Genomic DNA, 21,083 nt, shown 5'->3' with positions numbered 1-21,083 from the left:
GCAACTTCGTCGCGTCGAACTGACTTCTTCATAGAAGCCGATAATGTTGAGGGACAAGCACAGAAGGTAACGACTACTGATCACCAAGTCCCTTCCCCTTTTGTCTTTTCCAAGGGGAAGGCGGAGGATGGGGTGCTCTTTGGGTCTTCAAGTGTGTTTATTTCCTCTCAATGGCTTTTAGCTGAAAGAAGCGAGTGAAAAAGAGGAAATGATTATTTTGTGAATACAGGTATACTTATTTTCAAGAAACCGAACAAAGGAGCTTGGTATGTTGATTGACACGAAAAAAATCGCAGAACTACCACTCGACGGGCAAATTGAATTAATGGAAGCCGTAATGAGTGCATTGGCTCAGAACCAAGCTGAATTTGACTCACCCAAATGGCACCTGCAAGAATTAGAAACTCGCAAGCATGAGCTTAATAAAACTGAAAAATGGCGCAGTTTTGAAGAGGTACGAGCAAGACTTAAATCGTGATATTTAACATTTTCTTTACGCCATCGGCCGAAAAAAATTGCTCAATGCGAAGCAATTCTATACAAAAATAAATACGGCACTTGGTCAATATTGTGTTGACAGTTTGATGTTAGATATTGAACGGTTGCGATTTTTCGCAGGTATTCATCCTAACATTAATGGCAGATTCCGAGTTCTTGCCCGCAGCTTTCCTTTTTCAATCTACTACCAAGTTATAGACGATCAAGTCTTGATTTTAGCCGTATTAGATAATCGCCAGAATCCCAAAAGCATTGAACATAGACTTACCAATAGTTAAATCCAATACCGTAGGCCAGATGAGCAGCATAGATTGGTTTTGTTGATGTGCGAAAGGATATTTTGGAATGACTCTGAAACGCCATAAAGTCGCGCAACTTCGTCGCGTCGAACTGACGTTATAGTAGCTACTCGTAGGGCGTGATAAGGGAGGTACGACCGCAATCCGCCGCTGAAAGCGAAGCTTTCATAATCCGCAGAATCCATCTACACATCGCTTGTGCCTTATGAATAGCTAATAAGAAACTAGACAGATATACAGTCTATTTTTACGATTGCCAATTTTTCGCTTGGATTGTGTAAATAATAATCATAATTTAGCCCGTTTGCACTGGTAGCGAATCAGAAAGTCTTTTAGTATCAACGAATAAGATTATCACCAGCGGAAATAACCCGCTGTGGATAAAAGACATAACCCGCAAGCTCGGATTTCCAGTGATGAAAAGTGTGGATAACGCATAAAATCGGTATAAACACCGTACTTTGCAAAGGTTTTTATCCGTTTTTAAAACTGTGTAGATACGCATGCGGACTATTAAAATAATGAAATGGACACCCCCTTCTATACTGAGTAGGTCAGTTTAAAAGGAGGACGTTATGGATACGATTCATACAATTGGTATTGATTTAGCCAAATCAGTTTTTCAGATATGCGCTTTTAATCGAGCTGGAAAAAAACTGTTTAATAAAATGCTACGTCGCAATCAGCTTCTTCGTTTCTTAAGTAATATAGAGTCATGTTTGATTGGAATGGAAGCGTGCGGTAGCTCCCATTATTGGGCTAGAGAGATAGGTAAACTAGGCCATACTGTGAAGTTGATGCCACCACAATATGTAAAGCCTTATGTTAAAACGAATAAGAATGATGCAGCGGATGCCGAAGCCATTTGTGAAGCGGTTAGCCGACCAAATATGCGTTTCGTTTCTGTTAAAAGTGAGGAGCAGCAAGCTTTGCTTTTACTCCATCGAGAACGAGATGGTGTTGTACGAGACCGAACGGCTTTAATTAATAGAATTAGGGCAAGTTTGCAGGAGTTTGGTGTCAGTATCCCAGCAGGAAGGTTTCGTTTACAGATATGGTTTAGAGAGGATTTTGCCTTAGTTGAAGATTGTCTTCCTAAGATGTTGTGTAATCATATTAAGTCAATGCAATCTAGATTAATGGATTTAGAGAAATACCTAGATGGCTTAGATACACAAATTGATAGAGCGAGCCAAGAAAGTCGCCAATGTCAGGCTATTAGAGAAATTCCAGGTGTTGGTCGATTAACCTCATCAGCGTTAGTGGCAAGTATTGGTGATGCAAGAGAATTTGATTCTGGTCGTCAACTATCTGCTTGGTTGGGTTTGGTGCCGAGCCAACACTCAAGTGGAGGAAAGTCACTTTTACTAGGTATTAGTAAACGAGGCGATTCGTATTTAAGGCGAATGTTTATTCATGGTGCTAGGGCGGTTATAAGACATAGTAAACCGGGAAAACCTTATTATGAGTGGATTACAAACCTGTTAAACAGAATGCATAAAAACAAAGTCATTGTGGCATTAGCCAACAAATTGGTAAGAGTTGTTTGGGCGATACTTGCACGAGATCAAAAATATCAGGCTCAAACGGTCTAAATTTAAAAGAGTGATACATCAAGTTTTGCTTAGTAAAAAAGAGTGATGACAAGATAGGTAAGACCGTGACTTGGAAATTCTGGGACTAACATCGTTTCGTTGAAAACGCCAAAATGATTAGAACCAAGTCAGCGGAGTTCATCATGGATAAAAGCTAAAAAAGCTTTACGAAAAATCCGAATAGATGGCTGCAAAACTGTTCTTGTTAGATCTTGATTTTACTTGCAAAAATCGGGGTGTCCATAGATGTTAGGCAACATCGGCGAACTATGAATAAATTTGAAAAGGTTGTTATGTCAGGTAAAGAGTTAGGTGGTTATAAATTTGGAGTTGAACATGCAATGGACTTGTATGCTAGCAGCTTTGTTCATCTTCCAGCTGAGTATATATATGAAAAAGAGAAGCTTGCTCAGTTTCAAAAAGTGATTGAGAGCTGTCATATTTATTTTATTGGCTATCAACCTCGAATAGACTTTACTGGCGCAAAACAAGTTGACAATACCATGGTTCTTGATTTTCTTGTTGCAAATGAGCCAAGACAGTTGAGTATTGGTCCGATGCCGGAAGGTATGACATTTGTCGAAGAAGATGAGCTACATTATTTCCTTAAACCAAGTGGAGAACGCTTCTGGTTCGGTGATAATGAAATAGTCAAAATGCTTAACTCACAGCCTTTGGGGATACAATTTGAGGTAAAGTATATTGGTCAGGCTTATGGAAAAAACGGCTCTCGAAATGCGTTAGATCGACTAGTTAAACATGAGACTCTTCAAAAAATTTCACTAAAAGGTATACCTGATGGTTACAAACTGTCTTTGTTGCTTTTAGAAGTTGAACCTAGTAATCGATTAATTACTGCACTCACACCTAACTCCCAAATTACTGGTGACGAAGATGGGCGAATAAAAGCTGGTTTAGATAAATTACATGGAACAACCGAGGCGGAGCAAGTTTCTCTCTTTGAGGCCGCTATGATTAAATACTTTTCGCCGAAATATAATAAGGAGTTCAAAAACAGCTTCCCATCTACCAATCTAAAAGTACTTCAAGAGTGCTATGAAAAAGACATCTTAGCTGTTTTTGCTCAAATCTGTATCGACGAACTACCATTTAAGCTGTTTTCAGAATCTGTAAAACCGAAACAGTACCATATATCAAAACATGATTTGCATAACGACTCTGAGCGCAAAGTTTTCTTTGGGTTTTAATGTTGCCTAACAAGCCAATTCAAAGGACAAAAAACAGCTGGTTATTGCTCCTTTTTCGCTAATTTTAACCAGCTATTTTATTGCCTCTGATTGGGGCGTTAGACATTTAAGGAGATTGCGTGACAAAGCGAACATTTGATTTTTGTGCTCTCCAGTTCCTAAATCAATGGTTAGAAAAAGAAAAGAGCTATTGTGAGATGCTTGCATCACCCGACAGAGATACACAGAGGTTGGCGCTTGCTAAAGCCGGTGGTCATTTCCGTGTCGCGCGCAATTTACCTACAAAGTACGAAAAAGAAAAAAGCTTCCCGAGATATCAGCCTGTACTTGAGGTGCTTGATGGTATTGATGAGGTTAGTGTAAGTAATGTAACCAATTTAGTGAACCAGGCACGAGAACGAATCTCAGGTCAATATGGAGGCAGAAGCGTTCTTTCGTTAACTACGAAGTTTTTATGGCTCAAGGTTAAAAGCCCGATTCGGATTTACGATAAGCAAGCCCGTATTGCACTGCAAACCGAGAGCGGCGACTTTAGTGCTTTCAATGATGCCTTTTCTGAACGGTACTCTGAATGCGAAGAACAGATTGTAGAAGCATGCTCGAAGTTGAAGAATGTATTGTCATATTCTGTCCGGCCAAAAATTAGGCAGGACGAAGTCGAGGATATGATTTCTGAGCGTTGGTTTCGTGAACGTGTTTTGGATATTTACCTTTGGAATCAGGGCAATGTCTAACAATCGCAGGCAATGGGACAAAATTTCCGCTGTGTTACAATTTTGCCCGCGCTGCGGGCGGTTATGTAACTAGTTAAATTTTGGAGAAAAAATGAAAGCAGTAATTCCTGCGAGTGAAAGAGTTTTCAGGCTTTATCACACGCATTGTTTAAGTCCATCTTTGGACACGTTGTTTAACTTATGCAATTCATAGCCTTAATGACAAATTAGGTAAGGCGAAACTGGGAGGTTTTTTCGATATTCAAGTAGTTAACAAGCCACCCATCTCTGTAACCCAATAAAATCAAGGGATTGGCTTTATCACTCACACAAGCGTTACATTCCCCCCAACAACAATCACTACGCTTATCTAAGTTCAATGCAAGCAAATTGGTGTGATATTGCTATACCCTACTTTACTGGAAGCAACCATTATGAGCATGTATCAAAAAACCATCACTCTGACTGAACAGCAGGATAAATAGAGAAATTAAGCCTATTGATATAGCAGTTATCAAAGCAGCTGGTCGTAAACAAACGAAGACTGAGTAGTTAGACTGACCTTCTGGATTAACGAATCACACTTTTCATATCAAGGGCTAAAAAACTAGATATAAGGGATAAATATATAACTTGTTATGCATGCAATTCTTCTTTCTTACCCACCACCAAAGGCTTTACCAGTTTCGCTTCTTCTTGGTAGCGGTTTCGTGCATCCCAAAGATCGACGGCGTGTTGAATGTTTAACCAAAATTCTGGTGTATTGCCAAAGGCAGCTGCTAGCTTTATTGCGATTGGTGCGGTTAACACACCACCGTTAATAAGGCTGCTGACGGTATTACGATGCACACCCATGGCATCTGCCAACGCTTTGGAGGTAATGTTCATCGGTTCTAGAAACTCAATTTTAAGTATTTCACCAACGCTAACTGGGCGACGTTTTGTTTTACGCATTTGTTGGTACCTCAATATTTGTGCGGGTCAAGTAGGTGTTTAAACTCTAATGACATTCGCACTGCCTTACTGTGCATCAATACACAAATCATATCGCACAGTATTGCTGTGCGAAACTACTCAAAAGATTAGTCTAGTCAGGCTAAATGACTCAAACCTAATTAAAGAAGTCTGCCCCCCCTTTTAACATCCAAAAACGCTGCTAAACTTTGAACGATGCTTTTTCATAGTAAGGAGGCTTTGCCCCATGTCTGACGTAAATTTAAAGTGCGCGTGTGGAACAGTTAGAGGAAAGATCTCTTCCGTCAGTTCAAGGACTGGTACTCGGATTATTTGTTGTTGCCATGACTGCCAAGCATTTGCTCATTATCTGGAACAAGGTGAGAGTGTTTTAGATCAGTACGGTGGAACAGATATTTTTCAAACCCCTATGTCGTCTCTTACGATCACGGAAGGAAAGTCGCAGATTGCTTGCCTAAGGCTTACTGCTAAAGGTTTGCATCGCTGGTATGCAAGTTGTTGCAATACACCCATTGGCAATACACTTGGCGCCGGTGGGCCATTTATTGGGGTAATTCATAGCTTTATGGACAACTCACAAACACAAGATGTGGATTTTGGAAAAAGCAGAGGATATGTTTTTAGTCAGTTTGCTAAATCGCCCATTCCCGAGGATCTCAAAGCATCCCCTCTCAACATTAACTTTCGAATGGTGACAAAAATCCTTACATGGAAATTAAAAGGTTTCAGCAAGCCGTCAGCATTTTTCAATGAAGATGGCACGCCAATTTGCGTACCTCATGTCCTTGAGAAAAAGCGGTAAAAGACGTAAACCCATCAAAAATATTCCTGCCAGACCTGATTCGCTGCTTGATGTAGCAAACTATGGCGCCATGCGACTCTCTCTTCCTGTCTGTCGTAACCGCCACCAATGACACAAGCAGTGGGGAGTTTAAGACCGACGCAGGTTTCGATGACGTATTTATCTCGCTCTAAAATACCTTGATCGGTGAGATTAACGTAGCCGAGTCGGTCGTCTTGATGGACATCGACGCCCGCGTCGTAGAAGATAAAATCTGGCTGATGTTCCGCCAATATCATAGGCAAGGTACTTTTCAGAATGGATAAGTATTCTTCGTCATTGGCACCTTTGGGGATGGCAATATTAATGCCGTCGATTTGTTTGATGGACGGGTAGTTTTCTTCGCAATGCCAAGAAACGGGAACAATGTCGTGTCTGTCTTTGAAGAAAGCAATAGTGCCGTCGCCTTGGTGTACGTCGCAGTCTAGGATGAGTATTTTCTTCGCCCTGCCCGATTCGATCATAGCAAGTGCTGCGACGGCTAGATCATTGAAGATGCAAAATCCCGATCCATGAGTAGGATGGGCGTGATGCGTGCCTCCCGCAAGGTGGCAGGCTAAGCCATGTTGGAATGCGAGTTCGCTGGTGAGTATGGTGCCGGAAACCGCACGTAAGGTTCGTTCAACTAGCCATTCAGACCAAGGTAAACCAATGTCTTTTTCCTCCTGTTTGCTGAGGCTCCCCACGAATAAAACGCTGCACATATTCTTTGTCATGGGCTGCCATGAGCACTTTAAGCGACAAGGGGGCGGGCGTATGCTCGTTTCTGTCCGTTAAAATCCCCTGTGCTCTCAACGTCTCTGCAAGCAAGCCAAACTTCGCCATTGGGAAACGATGCCCGGCAGGAAATGGGATACTGTAATGGGGATGGAAAACAAGCGGTAACAAGGCGGCCTTCATAAAACAAACAACTTAACATTCTGGAAAAGGCTCATGCTAACAAGGGGAACTAATATTAGGCTACTTCCTTTTACTATTTGCTCTTGGCAACAAGTACTTTACGAATCGCACTATTAAAAGACTCAACAAGATGTGGAGGAAAACCTTTACCACTTTCAAAATTCACCATCTGCACAGCTCGCATGGCACTTTTATTGTATTCACTACCCGATTTTCCCCAAACAGCGTCAATAAACATCACCGCCATGGACAAAATAAAAGCCCCTTGCGGGATCAATGAGCCAACCAAACCTTCAGGAAACCCCGTACCATCAAAACGTTCTTTATGGGTTTTGACCATCTCAACCGCCTCTTCCCATCCTTTATGTTTGGCCAATAACTTGGCGCCCACCATAGGATGATTATGTTCAGCTTGACGTTTTGCTTCTTCATCGTCTTTGCAATTTAGTATCACTGCCATCCCCATATTATGCATATAGGCCGCAGCACTCAGTTGCGCAGGATCGACTGGCTTTTTACATTCGACGTTAATTAACTGGCAAAGCTTGAGAATACGCTCACTGCGTTCAGCTGAATAGCCCAGCAAACGATTGAGCTTTTGACTAAAACCAACAAAGAGGCTCGATGTCATGTTTTTGCTGCTCCGTGAAGTCAACTTTCACTATCACCGATGTCGCGGCTACTGGCTCTTCCTTTGCCGCTTCTACTATTTGATGGCTTTTATGCAATAACGCTGCCGCCATTTCTGGTCGTTTACTGTCATCTTCTTCAGAGTAAATATTATCTAAACCGAGCTGCAATTCGTCGCGCAAAGCACTTTCTGCCACATGAGAACGATAAATCTGTTGCAGTAAATCGTAAACTTTTTCAATAACGACAATAATCAATTCCCCCAAATAGGGATGATATTGAATGTACCCACCGCGCATACCGTCAACGATTTCTTCTAGCTTATGGAGCACCCCAACTAAAGGGTCAAGAAAACATACCGAGCAGTTCCCCTTCATGCTGTGTAACGAACGAAAGAGTTTGTCTAATTTATCAAATGAAAAGCCATCCCCTTCAATACTATTGATGGTTTCTTCAATTTCTTGCTGTGCCTCTACATAGCACTCTAATAAATCATCCTTGAGCCTCTTTCTCTAACGCTGAAAACGCTTTACAAGCAAAATGGCTCATTCTTTATCTTCCATTACTGGGCACTATTGGCCTAAAAAACATTGAGGCCGGTCAAGTCATTCTGTAGTCTCATGGCATTACTATTCTTATTGTAGATAGAATTATTGTAAGCATGAACACATAGAATGTTTCTTTGTGTAGTGTTTTCTGTGGCGCTGTCGAGGTTCCTATGTCAAATTACTGGTTAATGAAATCAGAACCAGATACGTTTTCAATAGACGATCTGAAACGGTTAAAAACATCCCCATGGGATGGTGTTAGAAATTACCAAGCTCGAAACTTTATGAAAGAAATGAAGAAAGACGATTTGGTGTTTTTTTACCATTCAAGCTGCTCCCCTCCTGGTATCGCCGGTATAGCTAAAATAAGTAAGGAAGCCTATCCAGATCATACTAGTTGGGACCCAACCCATACTTACTTTGATAGCAAGTCTACTGAGTCTAACCCTAAATGGGTGATGGTTGATGTAACGTTTGTTGAGAAATGGTCTTCCATTTTAACCTTAGCAGCATTAAAGCAAAGTCCAGCGCTTGCCGATATGCTATTAACTAAGAAAGGCAGCCGCCTTTCCGTCATGCCAATCACTAAAAACGAGTGGGAATACATTATCACCATGCTAAAAAAATAAACGTCCATTAGCGGGCCAAATAGCGACTTATCACCAGTAGTGAATCATCCGCTAATGCATGATTGGAAGGAACGTACATCATGCAGCAAGTACAATAAGAATGATCTCCACCATTACACGAACAGCTATTATTTATTTTACCTTAGGTAGCAGTCTGGCGACGGGGCAGATATTGTATCCAACTTTGATTGAGTCATTAAAAGACTTAGACAAAGATGGTGTTATTGATGTCAGAGATTTATGCTCAAATACGCCACAAGGGACAGATGTCGATAATGATGGCTGTCCGCTGACTAAGCTTGAATATTTTCGTTTTAACTTTGCAGCGCAATTTGAAATAGGCAGCTATCGTCTTAAAGACGAATTTCACTCATCGCTTCATAGTCTTGCTTCACTCTTACAAGACAACCCAGAAACACTGGTGCTATTAGAAGGTCATACGGACAACATTGGCACAGCTCAATTTAACCTTACCCTTTCACAAAAACGCGCTCAAGCTATCGCAACGGCATTAACATCCGTTTTCAATATTTCACCAGATCGCATTAGAGCCTTTGGTTACGGCTCAAATCGACCTATAGCGTCAAATGAAACAGACAGTGATCGATTACTTAATCGTCGAGTTAGTGGTGAAATTGTCAAACCTTTGCAAAGCAAGAATTTGGAAGCAACCATCCGATTTAGAATGAATCGTGACAATATAAGCAAAGAGGATTACTCATTATTAAAAGACGTAGGACAGCAATTACGAGACAACCCTAACGCCCTAGTACTTATAGATGGTTATACAGACAGTACAGGTAGCCTGCATCAAAACACCCTATTATCAACCAAACGAGCCAATAAAGTAGCAGATATTCTTCGCACTGAGTATAACATTCCACAAGAAAGGCTAAAAACACTAGGCCATGGAGAAGCCTATCCTATTGCCTCAAACCGCACTCTTGAAGGCAGACAAAAGAACCGTCGAGTGACTCTTAAGGTTGTCGCACCGTTCAAATCAACAACAGAAACCTTATTACCTAAATGGACTATATGGAGTGTTGATCGAAACTAATAAATATTATCTGTATTAATGAAACTCCCGCTCACGCTGCTTCAAAGAGACAGCATAATCGAAATAGTATTGCACCACCATGCCTAGATAATCGTAGTCTTTTCCTGTCCTTGCTATAACCCCCACACTGCCCATTTGTTGATACTTCTTCGGCTGAAAGTGGGTCTCAAAACGCCAGCCGATGTCATCCACATTGTATTTTTCTCGATACAAAGACGTTCGTAGATCTTCATTAATGTAGTAGCTCAATCCAATTCGAGAACTGGTGATGTTGCTCAATGTCGTGTCTGTTGAGATATAGTTGGTCGTCAAAGAGAATGCCCCCATAAACGCTTCACCAATAAATTGCCCAATGACATCACGCTGTCCTTCAAGCTCATCGTCCATAGGGTCTAACTCTGACACGCCAATTCCCAATCCCAATCGGCCATAACCATTATGCAAAAACCAATTTGAGGAAAGCTCAGACTGAGCAAAACTGTCCCTCGATGAGTCCCGTAATTAAGTAATTACTGTTCAACAGCACTTGCGTGGAGACATGCTCACTAATAGGAATATTCACTTTAAAATCAATGTTCAATAATGATTTTTGATCCAAAAGCCCATACCCTAAACCAAAAACAAAGTTAGGCGAATCTTTATCAGAAGTAGCCGTGTCTTTTGCCTGAACAACAGTACTCAATAGCAAAGACGAAAGAAAAAAACGAGAAAATAAGTTCAAAACACATCCACACTGAATTGCAAATTGTAAGACTATTGTGACGGGTCTTGAGCAAAAGCTCCAGTCAGAAAAAGAAGTCGCTATTTCGACAGACTTTTTACTTTAAATGACAGGGAATTGAGAACACCCCTGTGATTCGAGAGCAAAGCCCAATATAATAGTATCAAAGTCGATTAGACGAACACATTTTAGGTTAATACGTTACATGGCAAAAAAACTTTTTATCCAAACTCATGGCTGTCAAATGAACGAATACGATTCCTCTCGTATGGCAGATTTACTTGGCGAAAGCCATGATATGGAACTCACAGACAATGCAGAAGAAGCAGACGTTTTGCTGCTTAACACTTGTTCTATTCGTGAAAAAGCCCAAGACAAGGTTTATCACCAGTTAGGACGTTGGAAAAAGCTCAAGCAAAAGAACCCGAATCTTGTCATCGGTGTTGGTGGTTGTGTCGCAAGCCAAGAAGGCGATGCGATTCGAAAACGTGCCAAACATGTAGATATGATTTTTGGCCCTCAGACGCTGCATAAATTACCTGAGATGGTCAATGCGGCAGGAAAACACATCCCAATCACGGATGTCACCTTCCCTGAAATCGAAAAGTTTGACCACTTACCCGCGCCTCGTGTTGATGGCGCAGAAGCGTTTGTTTCAATTATGGAAGGCTGTAGTAAATATTGCACTTTCTGTGTGGTACCTTACACTCGCGGAGAAGAAGTCAGTCGTCCTTTCGATAGCATATTGAAAGAAGTAATGCAGCTTGCTGAACAAGGCGTACGTGAGATCCATTTACTTGGGCAAAACGTTAACGCCTACCGAGGAGATACTGCCGAAGGGGACGAAGCCGATCTTGCTGACATCATTCATGCTGTAGCACAAATTGATGGCATCGAGCGTATCCGCTTTACAACCTCTCATCCAGTGGAGTTTAGCGATAGCTTAATTGAGGCTTTCCGAAACGAACGGAAACTAGTAAGTCACTTACACCTACCAGTGCAGAGTGGTGCCGACAACATACTGAGTGCAATGAAACGTGGCCATGATCGTCAATATTACATTGACAAGATTAACCGCATAAAAGAAGCTCGACCCGGTATTAGTTTGTCCTCTGACTTTATTATTGGCTTTCCTGGTGAAACGGATGAAGACTTTGTCGATACGATGAATTTAATTCAAGAGATCGGTTTTGATCACTCGTTCAGTTTTGTTTACAGCCAACGTCCTGGTACGCCTGCGTCGAATCTAGAAGATGACACGCCGGAAGACGTGAAAAAAGAACGCTTGTCCATTTTGCAGCGTCGTATTAGCCAACAGGCCTATGACATTAGTTTGTCCATGGTTGGTGAGATACAACGCATATTGATCAGCGGCTATTCACCTCGCGATCCTGGACAACTTCAAGGTCGAACAGAAAACAATCGGATTGTTAATTTCCGTGCGTTCGATCCACAACTGATTGGTAAATTCGCTGATGTCGTCATCACGGATGCTTACCCTAACTCTCTATTAGGTGAGTTGGTCAGCTCCGAACTCGACTCCGATTTTGTACTACAATAAAAGCGTACTTCAATAACAAAGGTAACTCTTGGAAACCACACAGACAACTCAGCAAATCCGTTTAGCCCCAGCCGAAGCCAACGCTTTGGTTGGGCTATGTGGACAACTCGACGAGAACATCAAGTTAATCGAAAAAAGACTGGATGTGACTATTAAATATCGCGCCGAACTCTTTGACATTACTGGCAACAATTCTGATCATGTGGCGGCTACTAAAACGCTGCTTCAGAACCTTTACAGGGAAGCGTTAGCGAGTAATGACATCACGCCTGAAACCATTCACCTCTATCTGCAAGAGTCGGCGATTGAATCACTCACTAACAGCAAAAGAGAGAATACAGATCAGCTGGTGATAAAAACCCGCAAGGCTTTTATCAAACCCAAGGGTAAAAACCAGCAAGGTTACGTCAAACAAATCCGTAAACACGATATCAATTTCGGCATCGGCCCTGCTGGTACGGGTAAAACCTATCTAGCCGTTGCTTGTGCCGTTGAAGCCTTAGAAGCGGATCGAGTTGAACGCATCATGCTTGTCCGTCCTGCGGTAGAAGCCGGCGAGAAACTTGGATTTCTACCAGGTGATTTATCACAGAAAATCGATCCATACCTACGCCCGCTTTATGATGCTTTGTACGAAATGCTTGGCTTTGAGCTGGTTGATAAGCTGATCGAAAAAAACGTCATAGAAATTGCTCCGCTTGCCTTTATGCGTGGCCGTACCTTAAACAATGCCTTCATCATTCTAGATGAAAGCCAAAACACCACACGCGAGCAGATGAAGATGTTTTTGACGCGGATTGGTTTTGGCTCAACAGCCGTTATTACAGGCGACACGACACAGGTAGATTTGCCGCGCGGCACCACATCTGGATTAGCACAAGCTATGCACGTTTTAAAAGACGTAAGTGGCATCAGTATGACTTTATTTAGCTCGTCTGACGTGGTTCGTCACCCATTGGTTCAGCGTATTGTCGAAGCCTATGACAAATTTGATGTAGAAGTCGAAGCGGAGAAAAAAGCCCGCTCTGAAGCTCGTTTAACCGCACAAGCAGAACAATCTGCAGGTAGTAAATAATAATGGCGCACCTAGAACTTGACCTACAAATTGCCACAGAAGACACCGCTCGCTTACCCAGCGAGGCGGATTTTAGGTTGTGGGTTGAAAAAGCCCTACCTGACTCAGATGAAGAGTTTGAAGTGACTATTCGTATCGTTGATGAAGAGGAAAGTCACGCATTGAATCACGAATATCGTGGCAAGGACAAACCAACCAATGTGCTGTCCTTCCCATTCGAAGCGCCGCACTGGCACTGAATTACCGCTATTAGGCGATTTAGTGATCTGTACGCAAATTGTGGCAAAAGAGGCAGAAGAACAAAATAAAGAATTACTGCATCATTGGGCACATATGACTATTCATGGGATCTTGCATTTACGCGGCTATGATCATATAAATGACGATGAAGCAGATGAAATGGAATCGATAGAAACAAAGCTACTGGCTTCCTTATCGATTTCCGACCCTTATTTGATTAAAGAGTGAGCTAATACCCTAATGAGTGATGACCGATCGAGCTTATCCAACGATCAACAAAAATCTTGGTTTGAACGCTTAACCCAAGCATTTAATGATGAACCGCGTAGTCGTGGCGATATCGTTAAACTTCTAGAAGCCGCTGTAAAATCCGACATTATTGATCGCGATGCCTTCACTATTGTTGAAGGTGCGCTAGAGGTGTCGGAAGTGCAAGCGCGTGACATTATGATTCCGCCTTCGCAAATGGTGGTTATCAAGTCCGAAGATGACCCTAAAACGTCTATCCGTAAAATTATAGAATCCTCACATTCAAGATTCCCTGTCGTTGGTGAGGACTCGGATGAAATTCTCGGCGTCTTACTGGCCAAAGACTTATTGCCTTTATTATTCAAAGATGGTGTCGTCACTATAGAAGACATTTTGGCGCGTCTTCGCCCAGCTAACTTTATTCCAGAAAGCAAACGTCTAAACGTTCTGCTCAATGATTTCCGCACCAAGCGCTATCACATGGCATTGGTACTAGACGAATACGGCAGCGTTTCTGGCCTAGTCACCATAGAAGACGTGCTTGAACAAATCGTTGGCGAAATTGAAGATGAAACAGACAAGCTCGATGACGAAGGTATACAAGTAACCGCTGAACCAGGCGTGTATCTGGTACCGGCATTGTGCCCTGTTGAAGACTTTAATGAGTTCTTCAAAGTCGAACTGAATGAAGAAGAATTCGATACCATTGGCGGCATATTGGTGCAACAATTTGGTCACGTTCCGTTACGTGATGAAGAATTGTTATTTAATGACTTTCATTTTCGCGTGGTTAAATCAGATGGCCGTCGCATCAAGACCATTCAAGTAACCAAACCCACTTTAAACACCAACCTATCAGATTGATATGACCATGCCTCACCCCGACTTTACCAATATCAAAACGGGGTGGGAGCCTCGTTTTAGCGCAAAATTGTCTCAACTTCCTCCCATTGTCATTGGCGTTATTGCCATCATTGCTGGTGCACTAGGTGTCACCAGTTTTGCGCCATTTCATTTTTGGCCTGGCTATTTCATCAGCTTAATCGTCTTCAGCCTTCTGATGTTAACCAGTACCACGTCAAAAGCCGCTTTCTGGCGAGGCAGCGCTGTCGGATTAGGCTTCTTTGGTGCAGGCGTCTCTTGGGTCTACGTTAGTATTGCCGAGTATGGTCAGGTTGGCAGCATTATCGCAGGGCTTATTACGTTTGCTTTCATCTCAATATTAGTGACTTTCTGGGCCTTTTCCGCTTGGGCATCTTGGCGATTGAGTCGGCGCTTTTCGCAAATACCAAGCAGCCTGTGGATTACCCTTGGACTGCTTTTGGGCGAGATGGCGAGAAGCTCGCTTTTTACCGGCTTCCCTTGGTTACTACCAGGCTACGCAATAGAAAACACTTGGCTGTTTGAGCTTTTGCCCATTGGTGGCATCTGGCTAACGAGTGCTTGTGTGGTACTCACCGCCAGCGTTATTGCCAGTTTATTAATGAGACAAAACAATCAACCTAGCCTGATTCTGGTCGTGATTATCATCTGGGGCGGAGCGGCTTTTTTACACTATGCGCCTATTTCATGGGTGCAACAAACCGGCACACTCAAAACCACGTTAGTACAGGGTAATGTAAAACAAGATGAAAAATGGTTAGCACAATCGGCTGGACAATCTCTTGCCTATTATCAGCAAGCCACCATTGAGCATTTGGACAGCGAGCTGGTCGTCTGGCCTGAAACAGCCATTACCTACACCTACCCTCAAATAAAACCCTACTTTGCTTCCTTCAGCAAAGAACTGGAAAACACGAACACGACACTAATCACTGGCATTCCGGACGTCAGTGCTGATAAACAGAACTACTATAATGCCATATGGGCAACCGGCAATGGCTTTGGCCTATATTACAAACGCAGACTGGTCCCCTTCGGCGAATATATCCCCTTTGCAGAATACATAGGTCCGATCCTCGATGTCTTCGGCATGCCCATGTCGAGCTTTAAGTCAGGTGATGAAAACCAGCCTGTACTGCAAGTTGGCGAATGGGGAGTCGCCCCCTTTATTTGTTATGAAATTGTTTACGCGGAACAAGTAAGACGCATGGTAAGGGACAGTGATTTCTTAATTACCATTAGTAACGATGGTTGGTTTGGTACCTCTTTTGGTCCTTGGCAGCATTTGCAAATTGCACAATTTAGAGCAAAAGAAGCGGGTCGTTATGTTATCCGCGCGACGAACACGGGTGTAACCGCTTTTATTAACGAGAAAGGCGAAGTGGTGGCTCAAGCACCACAATTTGAAAGAACCACATTAACCGCAGAAGCCAAAGCGTTTACGGGCAATACGCCTTATGTGCAATGGGGCTACTGGCCAACACTGTTACTGCTGGGAATTTGCGTGGTATTTACCTATTTAAACGGCTTAATTCTAAACCGCAAAAATAGATAACCAATAAAAGAAATGAACCTTGGTATTTGATTCACGCTGACGCTTGGATCTTGCGAAACAGGCGCAAGTATTTTTTATTTTAAGACCTGAATACCAAGGCTCATGGTATGCATTACCACTTGGGAACAATGAATTACTCAGCTTTATTGGTCTGATCATCATGGGTCGACATCAAACCATAATGACAAATTTCACAAGGCTGCAAAGCTTGCTTAGTTTCGATGAGATTATCGTGCCCACAAGACATACAGTGATAAGTGCCAGGCTCTACCATAGTGCCGACCACATGACACTCTTCAAGTGGTACAGGATTGTTGTTAGCGTGATTGATTAACCATAGCAAGGCGGCATCTTCTTTTTCATCTAACTCTTCGACCAGCTCATGCCCTTCATCAAGCACATAATGCCAATTTGCATCTATCCAAGCTTCGGTATAGCCCATTTTGTCATGCCAATAGGCTTTCATCAGCGCAACGTCTTCTAAAAACCAATCTTTTGCTCCAAGCAAAGTTTTGCGTGCTTCTTCGACCAAATTAGAATCGATTTCACTTTTTGATGGATCTTTTTTCATAGATTTCATAACTCCCCCTCTATGCAGCTTCTAATTAGAGCGTCATCTCTATAAAATAGCGGATATTTTCAGACTCTGTTAGTCAAAGCACTGGTATCTTGTGCTATGTCGCTATAATAACACCCCTCTTTACAATAAAGAGAATACAGGTCTACCAACCTTACGTCGATCACGGGATAAGAATACATTATGCAAGAGCAATATAATCCGCAGCAAATCGAACAAGCTGCTCAATCTTTTTGGGACCAAAACAAAGTCTTCAAAGCTGTCGCGGACTCTAACAAAGAGAAGTTCTACTGCCTGTCTATGTTCCCTTACCCAAGTGGCCGCCTGCATATGGGTCACGTACGTAACTATACAATCGGCGATGTGATTTCTCGCTACCAACGCATGCAAGGCAAAAACGTACTGCAACCAATGGGTTGGGACGCTTTCGGTCTTCCTGCTGAAAACGCGGCCATCAAACATAAAACCGCACCTGCTAAGTGGACAACAGAAAACATCGCCTACATGAAAGGCCAACTGAAAGAACTTGGTTTTGGTTATGACTGGGACCGCGAGATCGCTACTTGCACACCAGAATATTACAAATGGGAACAGTGGTTCTTCACGCAATTAGTCGAAAAAGACCTAGCCTACAAAAAGACCGCAGCAGTGAACTGGTGCCCAGAAGACCAAACGGTTCTCGCAAACGAACAAGTAGAGGAAGGCTGCTGCTGGCGCTGTGGTACAACCGTTGAGAAGAAAGAAATCTCTCAATGGTTTATTCGTATCACCAACTACGCAGAAGAACTGCTAAACGATCTTGATCAACTTGATGGTTGGCCTGAAAAAGTAAAAGCCATGCAACGCAACTGGATAGGCCGCTCTGAAGGTCTAGAGTTCAGTTTTGCGGTTGATGGCAAAGCTGATCGCCTATCGGTTTACACCACTCGCCCAGACACCATTATGGGCGTGACTTATGTGGCAGTAGCGACACAGCATCCACTGTCACTAGAAGCAGCACAAAATAACGCAAAACTTGCGGCCTTCATTGAAGACAGTAAAAAAATGTCCACCACCGAAGCCGACATGGCAACGGTTGAGAAGAAAGGCATGGATACGGGCTTCAAAGCCATTCACCCTATTACGGGTGAGGCTGTACCTGTTTACGCAGCAAACTTCGTGTTGATGGATTATGGTTCAGGCGCAGTCATGTCTGTACCTGCTCATGACCAACGCGACTTTGAGTTTGCACAAAAATACAGTCTACCGATTAAGCAAGTGATTGAGCCAGTGGGAGATGATGCTATCGACCTAGACAAAGCGGCTTACACAGAGAAAGGCATACTATGTAACTCGGGTGAGTTTGATGGTTTGGATTTCAAACAAGCCTTCGATGCAATTTCAACTTGGATGGTTGAGCGTAAATTAGGCGAAGTGAAAGTAAACTACCGTCTACGCGATTGGGGTGTCAGCCGTCAACGTTACTGGGGTACACCTATCCCAACCATCAACCTAAAAGACGGTTCTGTGGTTCCTGTTCCTGCGGATCAACTGCCTGTTGAACTACCAACAGACGTAATAATGGACGGCGTGAACTCGCCAATCAAAAACAACCCAGACTTCTCTTCAATCATCTTTAATGGTGAAGAAGCTGAACGTGAAACAGATACCTTTGACACCTTCATGGAGTCATCTTGGTACTTTGCGCGTTACTGCTGCCCAGAAGCAACCGATGCCATGCTGACAGAAGAAGCCAACTACTGGTTACCTGTTGACCAATACGTAGGCGGGGTTGAGCACGCCATTCTTCACTTGCTGTACTCACGTTTCTTCCATAAATTGCTACGTGATGCAGGTCTTGTGAATTCAGATGAACCGTTCAAACGTCTACTCACACAAGGCATGGTAAACAAAGACGGCACCAAGATGTCGAAATCCAAAGGTAACACCGTTGATCCTCAAGAAATGATTGAGAAATACGGTGCCGATACCGTTCGTTTGTTCATGATGTTCAGTGCACCACCAGAGCAATCTCTTGAGTGGAACGACGCCGGTGTAGATGGCGCGTCGCGCTTCCTACGCCGTTTATGGGCATTGTGTTACCGTCATACCAATGCGGGTAAAGTGGCCGAACTAAACATTGCCGAATTGAATGGTGCTCAAAAAGCTTTGCGCCGTAAAGCGCATGAAACCATCCAGAAAGTCACTGACGATATCGAACGTCGCCAAACGTTTAACACTGCTATTGCAGCGGTAATGGAACTTTGTAATGACATTAGCAAATTCGAAGACACGTCTGATCTGGGTCTTGCAGTACAACAAGAAGCGTTAGAAGCGGCGACCTTGTTATTGTCTCCAATCGTGCCTCACATTGCCCATCAGTTATGGAGCGAATTAGGGCATGATGACAATATCGTTAATACACCATGGCCAACGCTCGATGAAGATGCGTTAATAAAAGATGAGTTAACCATTGTCGTGCAAGTCTTAGGTAAAAAACGTGCTGAACTGACGGTTTCTGCCAACGCTGACAACAAAACGATTGAAGCGGAAGCGCTTGCTCACCCAAGTGTTGTTAAATATCTTGAAGGCAAAACAGTACGTAAAGTCATTGTCGTTCCAGGTCGCTTGGTCAATATTGTTGCCAACTAATCCAAGCACAATAAGGGATGGCATAGCCATCCCTTATGCTTTCACTCGATTACAGGGATCACGAATATGACGATCACATTGACACAAACCATTCGCTTATTTTTATTAGCCTTGCTCACCATGAGCGTTGTCGCTTGTGGCTTTCATCTTCGAGGAAACGGCAGTGTCCCAAGCAAACTTAAAGTATTAACCCTCACTTCTGAAAGTGGATCAGACAGCTTTGATAGAGCATTGCGCATTGCGTTGGGTAAAGCGAATGTCGTGATCCTAGACAAGAACAAAGCAACAAAAGACACACTAGATTTAAAAATCAATTCAATCACGACTTCTGATACTGAGTTGGCTAGAGATGGAAACAATGATGTCTCACAGATTCAACGTCGTCTCAGCAGTGCTTACTTTATCCGTCAAGCAGATGGAAAGTCCGTTTATGGTCCACGAACTATTACTACGACAAAGACATTAACGAATCAGAATGCCGAAGAAAGCGCTAAAATATCTTATAACCAAGCACAAGCAGAAAGCATGAGTGAAGATCTTGCTAAGCAGCTAATTTACGACCTAACTTATGCACCATTTTAGTCGTATTGTGGTTAGGCCAATACAATGAAAATTAAACCTGAGCAACTACAACAGCAGCTCAAAAAAAGCCTCGCCCCCATTTATATTATTTCTGGTGACGAGGTGTTGCTCTGCCAAGAAGCAGCCGATCACATTCGCAAAGCCGCTCAAACTCATAGCATCGATGAACGCCTGCGTTTTGTTGCTGACGCACAGTTTGATTGGCAAGATGTCATAAATGAAAATCAAAGCTTATCGCTATTCTCTTCTCGTCGCATGTTTGATATTCAAATAGACAAGATGGGGGAAAAACACACAAAAGCACTGACTCAATTAAGTCAATCGCTTAGTGAAGATAACGTTATTCTATTGACTTTACCTAAAATCGACGCGCGAACGCAAAAAGCCAAGTGGTTCACGCAACTTGAATCGCAAGGTGTATTTGTTCAGGTCTGGCCAATAGACGCAAACCGCTTACCGGCATGGGTGCAACAAAGAGCACAAAATCTTAATTTATCCCTCACCCGTGACGCTGCCAGCATTGTCTGCGAACGTGGCGAAGGCAATCTACTTGCTTTGTCTCAAGAATTAGAAAAGCTCGCATTATTATACGGGCGAGACGCTAAAATTGATGCGGAACAAGTGGTCGAATCCGTCGCAGACAGCAGCCGTTATTCTATTTATGATCTTAGCGACCGGTTGCTAATGGGAAACACCAAAAGCGCAATGCATTGTCTAAACCAACTCATTGGCGAAGGTGTGGAAGCCAGTATCCTTCTTTGGTTATTTAATCGAGAAATTCAAACACTGGCAAATCTACTGCAAGCCATGCAATCCTCTAGCTTTAGACAGGCCTGCCAGAGTGAAAAAATCTGGGACAAGCGCGTGCCATTTTATGAAAGCGCCATGTCACGACACAACAAAATTACCCTACCTTACATGCAAAACTATTTAGCTTTGTTAGACAAAAGCATCAAAGGATTAGAAGGCCCAGACAGTGAAACGGGATTTCGCAATCTCGTCATGATGTTTTGTGGCTACAAACCAGTGGCAACTGAATTAGATTTGCCATAAATTAAATTTATAAAATCATTATTACTATCAATAAGTTACATATTTAAACCAATACAAACATAAA

The 21,083-nt window shown here is 42.8% G+C and carries 22 protein-coding genes and 2 pseudogenes; 15 read left to right on the top strand and 9 right to left on the bottom strand.

Annotated features, from left to right (window positions below):
* Window positions 1-268: 268 nt before the first annotated feature.
* From AC0L6V_RS02295 to AC0L6V_RS02280, 4 genes are all read left to right on the top strand, one after another.
* Window positions 269-478 carry an addiction module protein gene (locus tag AC0L6V_RS02295; protein WP_265217185.1) on the top strand — a complete coding sequence of 70 codons (210 nt, stop codon included), beginning with the start codon at window positions 269-271 and terminating at the stop codon, window positions 476-478.
* 894 nt (window positions 479-1,372) lie between these two features.
* Window positions 1,373-2,392 (top strand): IS110 family RNA-guided transposase, encoded by a 1,020-nt coding sequence (locus AC0L6V_RS02290; RefSeq protein ID WP_265217183.1) that lies wholly within the window; start codon window positions 1,373-1,375, stop codon window positions 2,390-2,392.
* 269 nt (window positions 2,393-2,661) lie between these two features.
* The gene (locus tag AC0L6V_RS02285) at window positions 2,662-3,600 is read left to right on the top strand and encodes a hypothetical protein (RefSeq protein ID WP_265217182.1); all 939 of its coding nucleotides are present in this window, start codon (window positions 2,662-2,664) and stop codon (window positions 3,598-3,600) included.
* A 119-nt stretch (window positions 3,601-3,719) separates the two neighbouring features.
* On the top strand, window positions 3,720-4,334 hold the full coding sequence (locus tag AC0L6V_RS02280; protein WP_265217181.1) for a hypothetical protein: 615 nt from the start codon (window positions 3,720-3,722) through the stop codon (window positions 4,332-4,334).
* Window positions 4,335-4,949: 615 nt separating this feature from the next.
* Here AC0L6V_RS02280 and AC0L6V_RS02275 read toward each other — a convergent pair.
* Entirely contained in the window at window positions 4,950-5,267 is a 318-nt protein-coding gene (locus tag AC0L6V_RS02275; protein ID WP_265217180.1) for a HigA family addiction module antitoxin, read from the bottom strand.
* Between the two features lie 247 nt (window positions 5,268-5,514).
* On the opposite strand from AC0L6V_RS02275, the gene AC0L6V_RS02270 reads away from it, so the two are divergent.
* Window positions 5,515-6,090 carry a DUF6151 family protein gene (locus tag AC0L6V_RS02270; RefSeq protein ID WP_265217179.1) on the top strand — a complete coding sequence of 192 codons (576 nt, stop codon included), beginning with the start codon at window positions 5,515-5,517 and terminating at the stop codon, window positions 6,088-6,090.
* Between the two features lie 14 nt (window positions 6,091-6,104).
* Here the strand turns inward: AC0L6V_RS02270 and AC0L6V_RS02265 are convergent, their stop codons facing one another.
* From AC0L6V_RS02265 to AC0L6V_RS02245, 5 genes and pseudogenes are all read right to left on the bottom strand, one after another.
* Window positions 6,105-6,815 (bottom strand): histone deacetylase family protein, encoded by a 711-nt coding sequence (locus AC0L6V_RS02265; protein ID WP_265217177.1) that lies wholly within the window; start codon window positions 6,813-6,815, stop codon window positions 6,105-6,107.
* Window positions 6,763-7,029 (bottom strand): arginase family protein, encoded by a 267-nt coding sequence (locus AC0L6V_RS02260; protein ID WP_265217175.1) that lies wholly within the window; start codon window positions 7,027-7,029, stop codon window positions 6,763-6,765. The genes AC0L6V_RS02265 and AC0L6V_RS02260 overlap by 53 nt, the downstream gene beginning before the upstream one ends.
* A gap of 73 nt (window positions 7,030-7,102) precedes the next feature.
* Window positions 7,103-7,660, bottom strand: a complete 558-nt coding sequence (locus AC0L6V_RS02255) for an HD-GYP domain-containing protein (RefSeq protein WP_418138734.1) — start codon at window positions 7,658-7,660, stop codon at window positions 7,103-7,105.
* Entirely contained in the window at window positions 7,632-7,958 is a 327-nt protein-coding gene (locus tag AC0L6V_RS02250) for a hypothetical protein (protein WP_418138733.1), read from the bottom strand. The genes AC0L6V_RS02255 and AC0L6V_RS02250 overlap by 29 nt, the downstream gene beginning before the upstream one ends.
* Window positions 7,959-7,982: 24 nt before the next feature.
* A pseudogene (locus tag AC0L6V_RS02245) lies at window positions 7,983-8,096 on the bottom strand (phosphohydrolase); the annotation flags it as partial.
* Window positions 8,097-8,377: 281 nt separating this feature from the next.
* Between AC0L6V_RS02245 and AC0L6V_RS02240 the strand changes: the two are divergent.
* Together AC0L6V_RS02240 and AC0L6V_RS02235 are read left to right on the top strand one after the other, a co-directional pair.
* Window positions 8,378-8,836 (top strand): EVE domain-containing protein, encoded by a 459-nt coding sequence (locus AC0L6V_RS02240; protein WP_409419297.1) that lies wholly within the window; start codon window positions 8,378-8,380, stop codon window positions 8,834-8,836.
* Window positions 8,837-8,936: 100 nt separating this feature from the next.
* Window positions 8,937-9,893, top strand: a complete 957-nt coding sequence (locus AC0L6V_RS02235) for an OmpA family protein (protein WP_265217169.1) — start codon at window positions 8,937-8,939, stop codon at window positions 9,891-9,893.
* A 15-nt stretch (window positions 9,894-9,908) separates the two neighbouring features.
* Here AC0L6V_RS02235 and AC0L6V_RS02230 read toward each other — a convergent pair whose 3' ends face one another.
* Window positions 9,909-10,298, bottom strand: a complete 390-nt coding sequence (locus tag AC0L6V_RS02230; protein ID WP_265217167.1) for a hypothetical protein — start codon at window positions 10,296-10,298, stop codon at window positions 9,909-9,911.
* A 58-nt stretch (window positions 10,299-10,356) separates the two neighbouring features.
* Window positions 10,357-10,614 (bottom strand): hypothetical protein, encoded by a 258-nt coding sequence (locus AC0L6V_RS02225; protein ID WP_418138732.1) that lies wholly within the window; start codon window positions 10,612-10,614, stop codon window positions 10,357-10,359.
* 205 nt (window positions 10,615-10,819) lie between these two features.
* On the opposite strand from AC0L6V_RS02225, the gene miaB reads away from it, so the two are divergent.
* From miaB to lnt, 5 genes and pseudogenes are all read left to right on the top strand, one after another.
* Window positions 10,820-12,175: a tRNA (N6-isopentenyl adenosine(37)-C2)-methylthiotransferase MiaB gene (gene miaB, locus AC0L6V_RS02220; protein ID WP_265217164.1), complete on the top strand. Its 1,356-nt coding sequence runs from the start codon at window positions 10,820-10,822 to the stop codon at window positions 12,173-12,175.
* A 28-nt stretch (window positions 12,176-12,203) separates the two neighbouring features.
* A complete protein-coding gene (locus tag AC0L6V_RS02215; RefSeq protein WP_265217163.1) occupies window positions 12,204-13,250 on the top strand; it encodes a PhoH family protein in 1,047 nt (348 codons plus the stop codon).
* A gap of 2 nt (window positions 13,251-13,252) precedes the next feature.
* A pseudogene (gene ybeY / locus AC0L6V_RS02210) lies at window positions 13,253-13,718 on the top strand (rRNA maturation RNase YbeY).
* A gap of 12 nt (window positions 13,719-13,730) precedes the next feature.
* Complete coding sequence (locus tag AC0L6V_RS02205) at window positions 13,731-14,603, top strand: HlyC/CorC family transporter (RefSeq protein ID WP_265217161.1); 873 nt, start codon at window positions 13,731-13,733, stop codon at window positions 14,601-14,603.
* A 7-nt stretch (window positions 14,604-14,610) separates the two neighbouring features.
* The gene (gene lnt, locus AC0L6V_RS02200; RefSeq protein WP_265217159.1) at window positions 14,611-16,176 is read left to right on the top strand and encodes an apolipoprotein N-acyltransferase; all 1,566 of its coding nucleotides are present in this window, start codon (window positions 14,611-14,613) and stop codon (window positions 16,174-16,176) included.
* 133 nt (window positions 16,177-16,309) lie between these two features.
* Here the strand turns inward: lnt and AC0L6V_RS02195 are convergent, their stop codons facing one another.
* Window positions 16,310-16,756, bottom strand: a complete 447-nt coding sequence (locus tag AC0L6V_RS02195; protein ID WP_265217157.1) for a hypothetical protein — start codon at window positions 16,754-16,756, stop codon at window positions 16,310-16,312.
* A gap of 180 nt (window positions 16,757-16,936) precedes the next feature.
* On the opposite strand from AC0L6V_RS02195, the gene leuS reads away from it, so the two are divergent.
* The 3 genes from leuS (at window position 16,937) to holA (ending at window position 21,019) form a co-directional block, all read left to right on the top strand.
* Window positions 16,937-19,384 carry a leucine--tRNA ligase gene (leuS, locus tag AC0L6V_RS02190; protein WP_265217155.1) on the top strand — a complete coding sequence of 816 codons (2,448 nt, stop codon included), beginning with the start codon at window positions 16,937-16,939 and terminating at the stop codon, window positions 19,382-19,384.
* Between the two features lie 66 nt (window positions 19,385-19,450).
* Window positions 19,451-19,966: an LPS-assembly lipoprotein LptE gene (locus tag AC0L6V_RS02185; protein ID WP_265217154.1), complete on the top strand. Its 516-nt coding sequence runs from the start codon at window positions 19,451-19,453 to the stop codon at window positions 19,964-19,966.
* 24 nt (window positions 19,967-19,990) lie between these two features.
* Window positions 19,991-21,019 (top strand): DNA polymerase III subunit delta, encoded by a 1,029-nt coding sequence (gene holA, locus AC0L6V_RS02180; RefSeq protein ID WP_265217153.1) that lies wholly within the window; start codon window positions 19,991-19,993, stop codon window positions 21,017-21,019.
* Window positions 21,020-21,083: the final 64 nt, after the last annotated feature.

This window comes from Marinomonas sp. G8-14 (assembly GCF_055808935.1).
The sequence above is the reverse complement of the archived record's forward strand: the minus strand, read 5'-3'. Positions and strand labels throughout refer to the sequence as shown.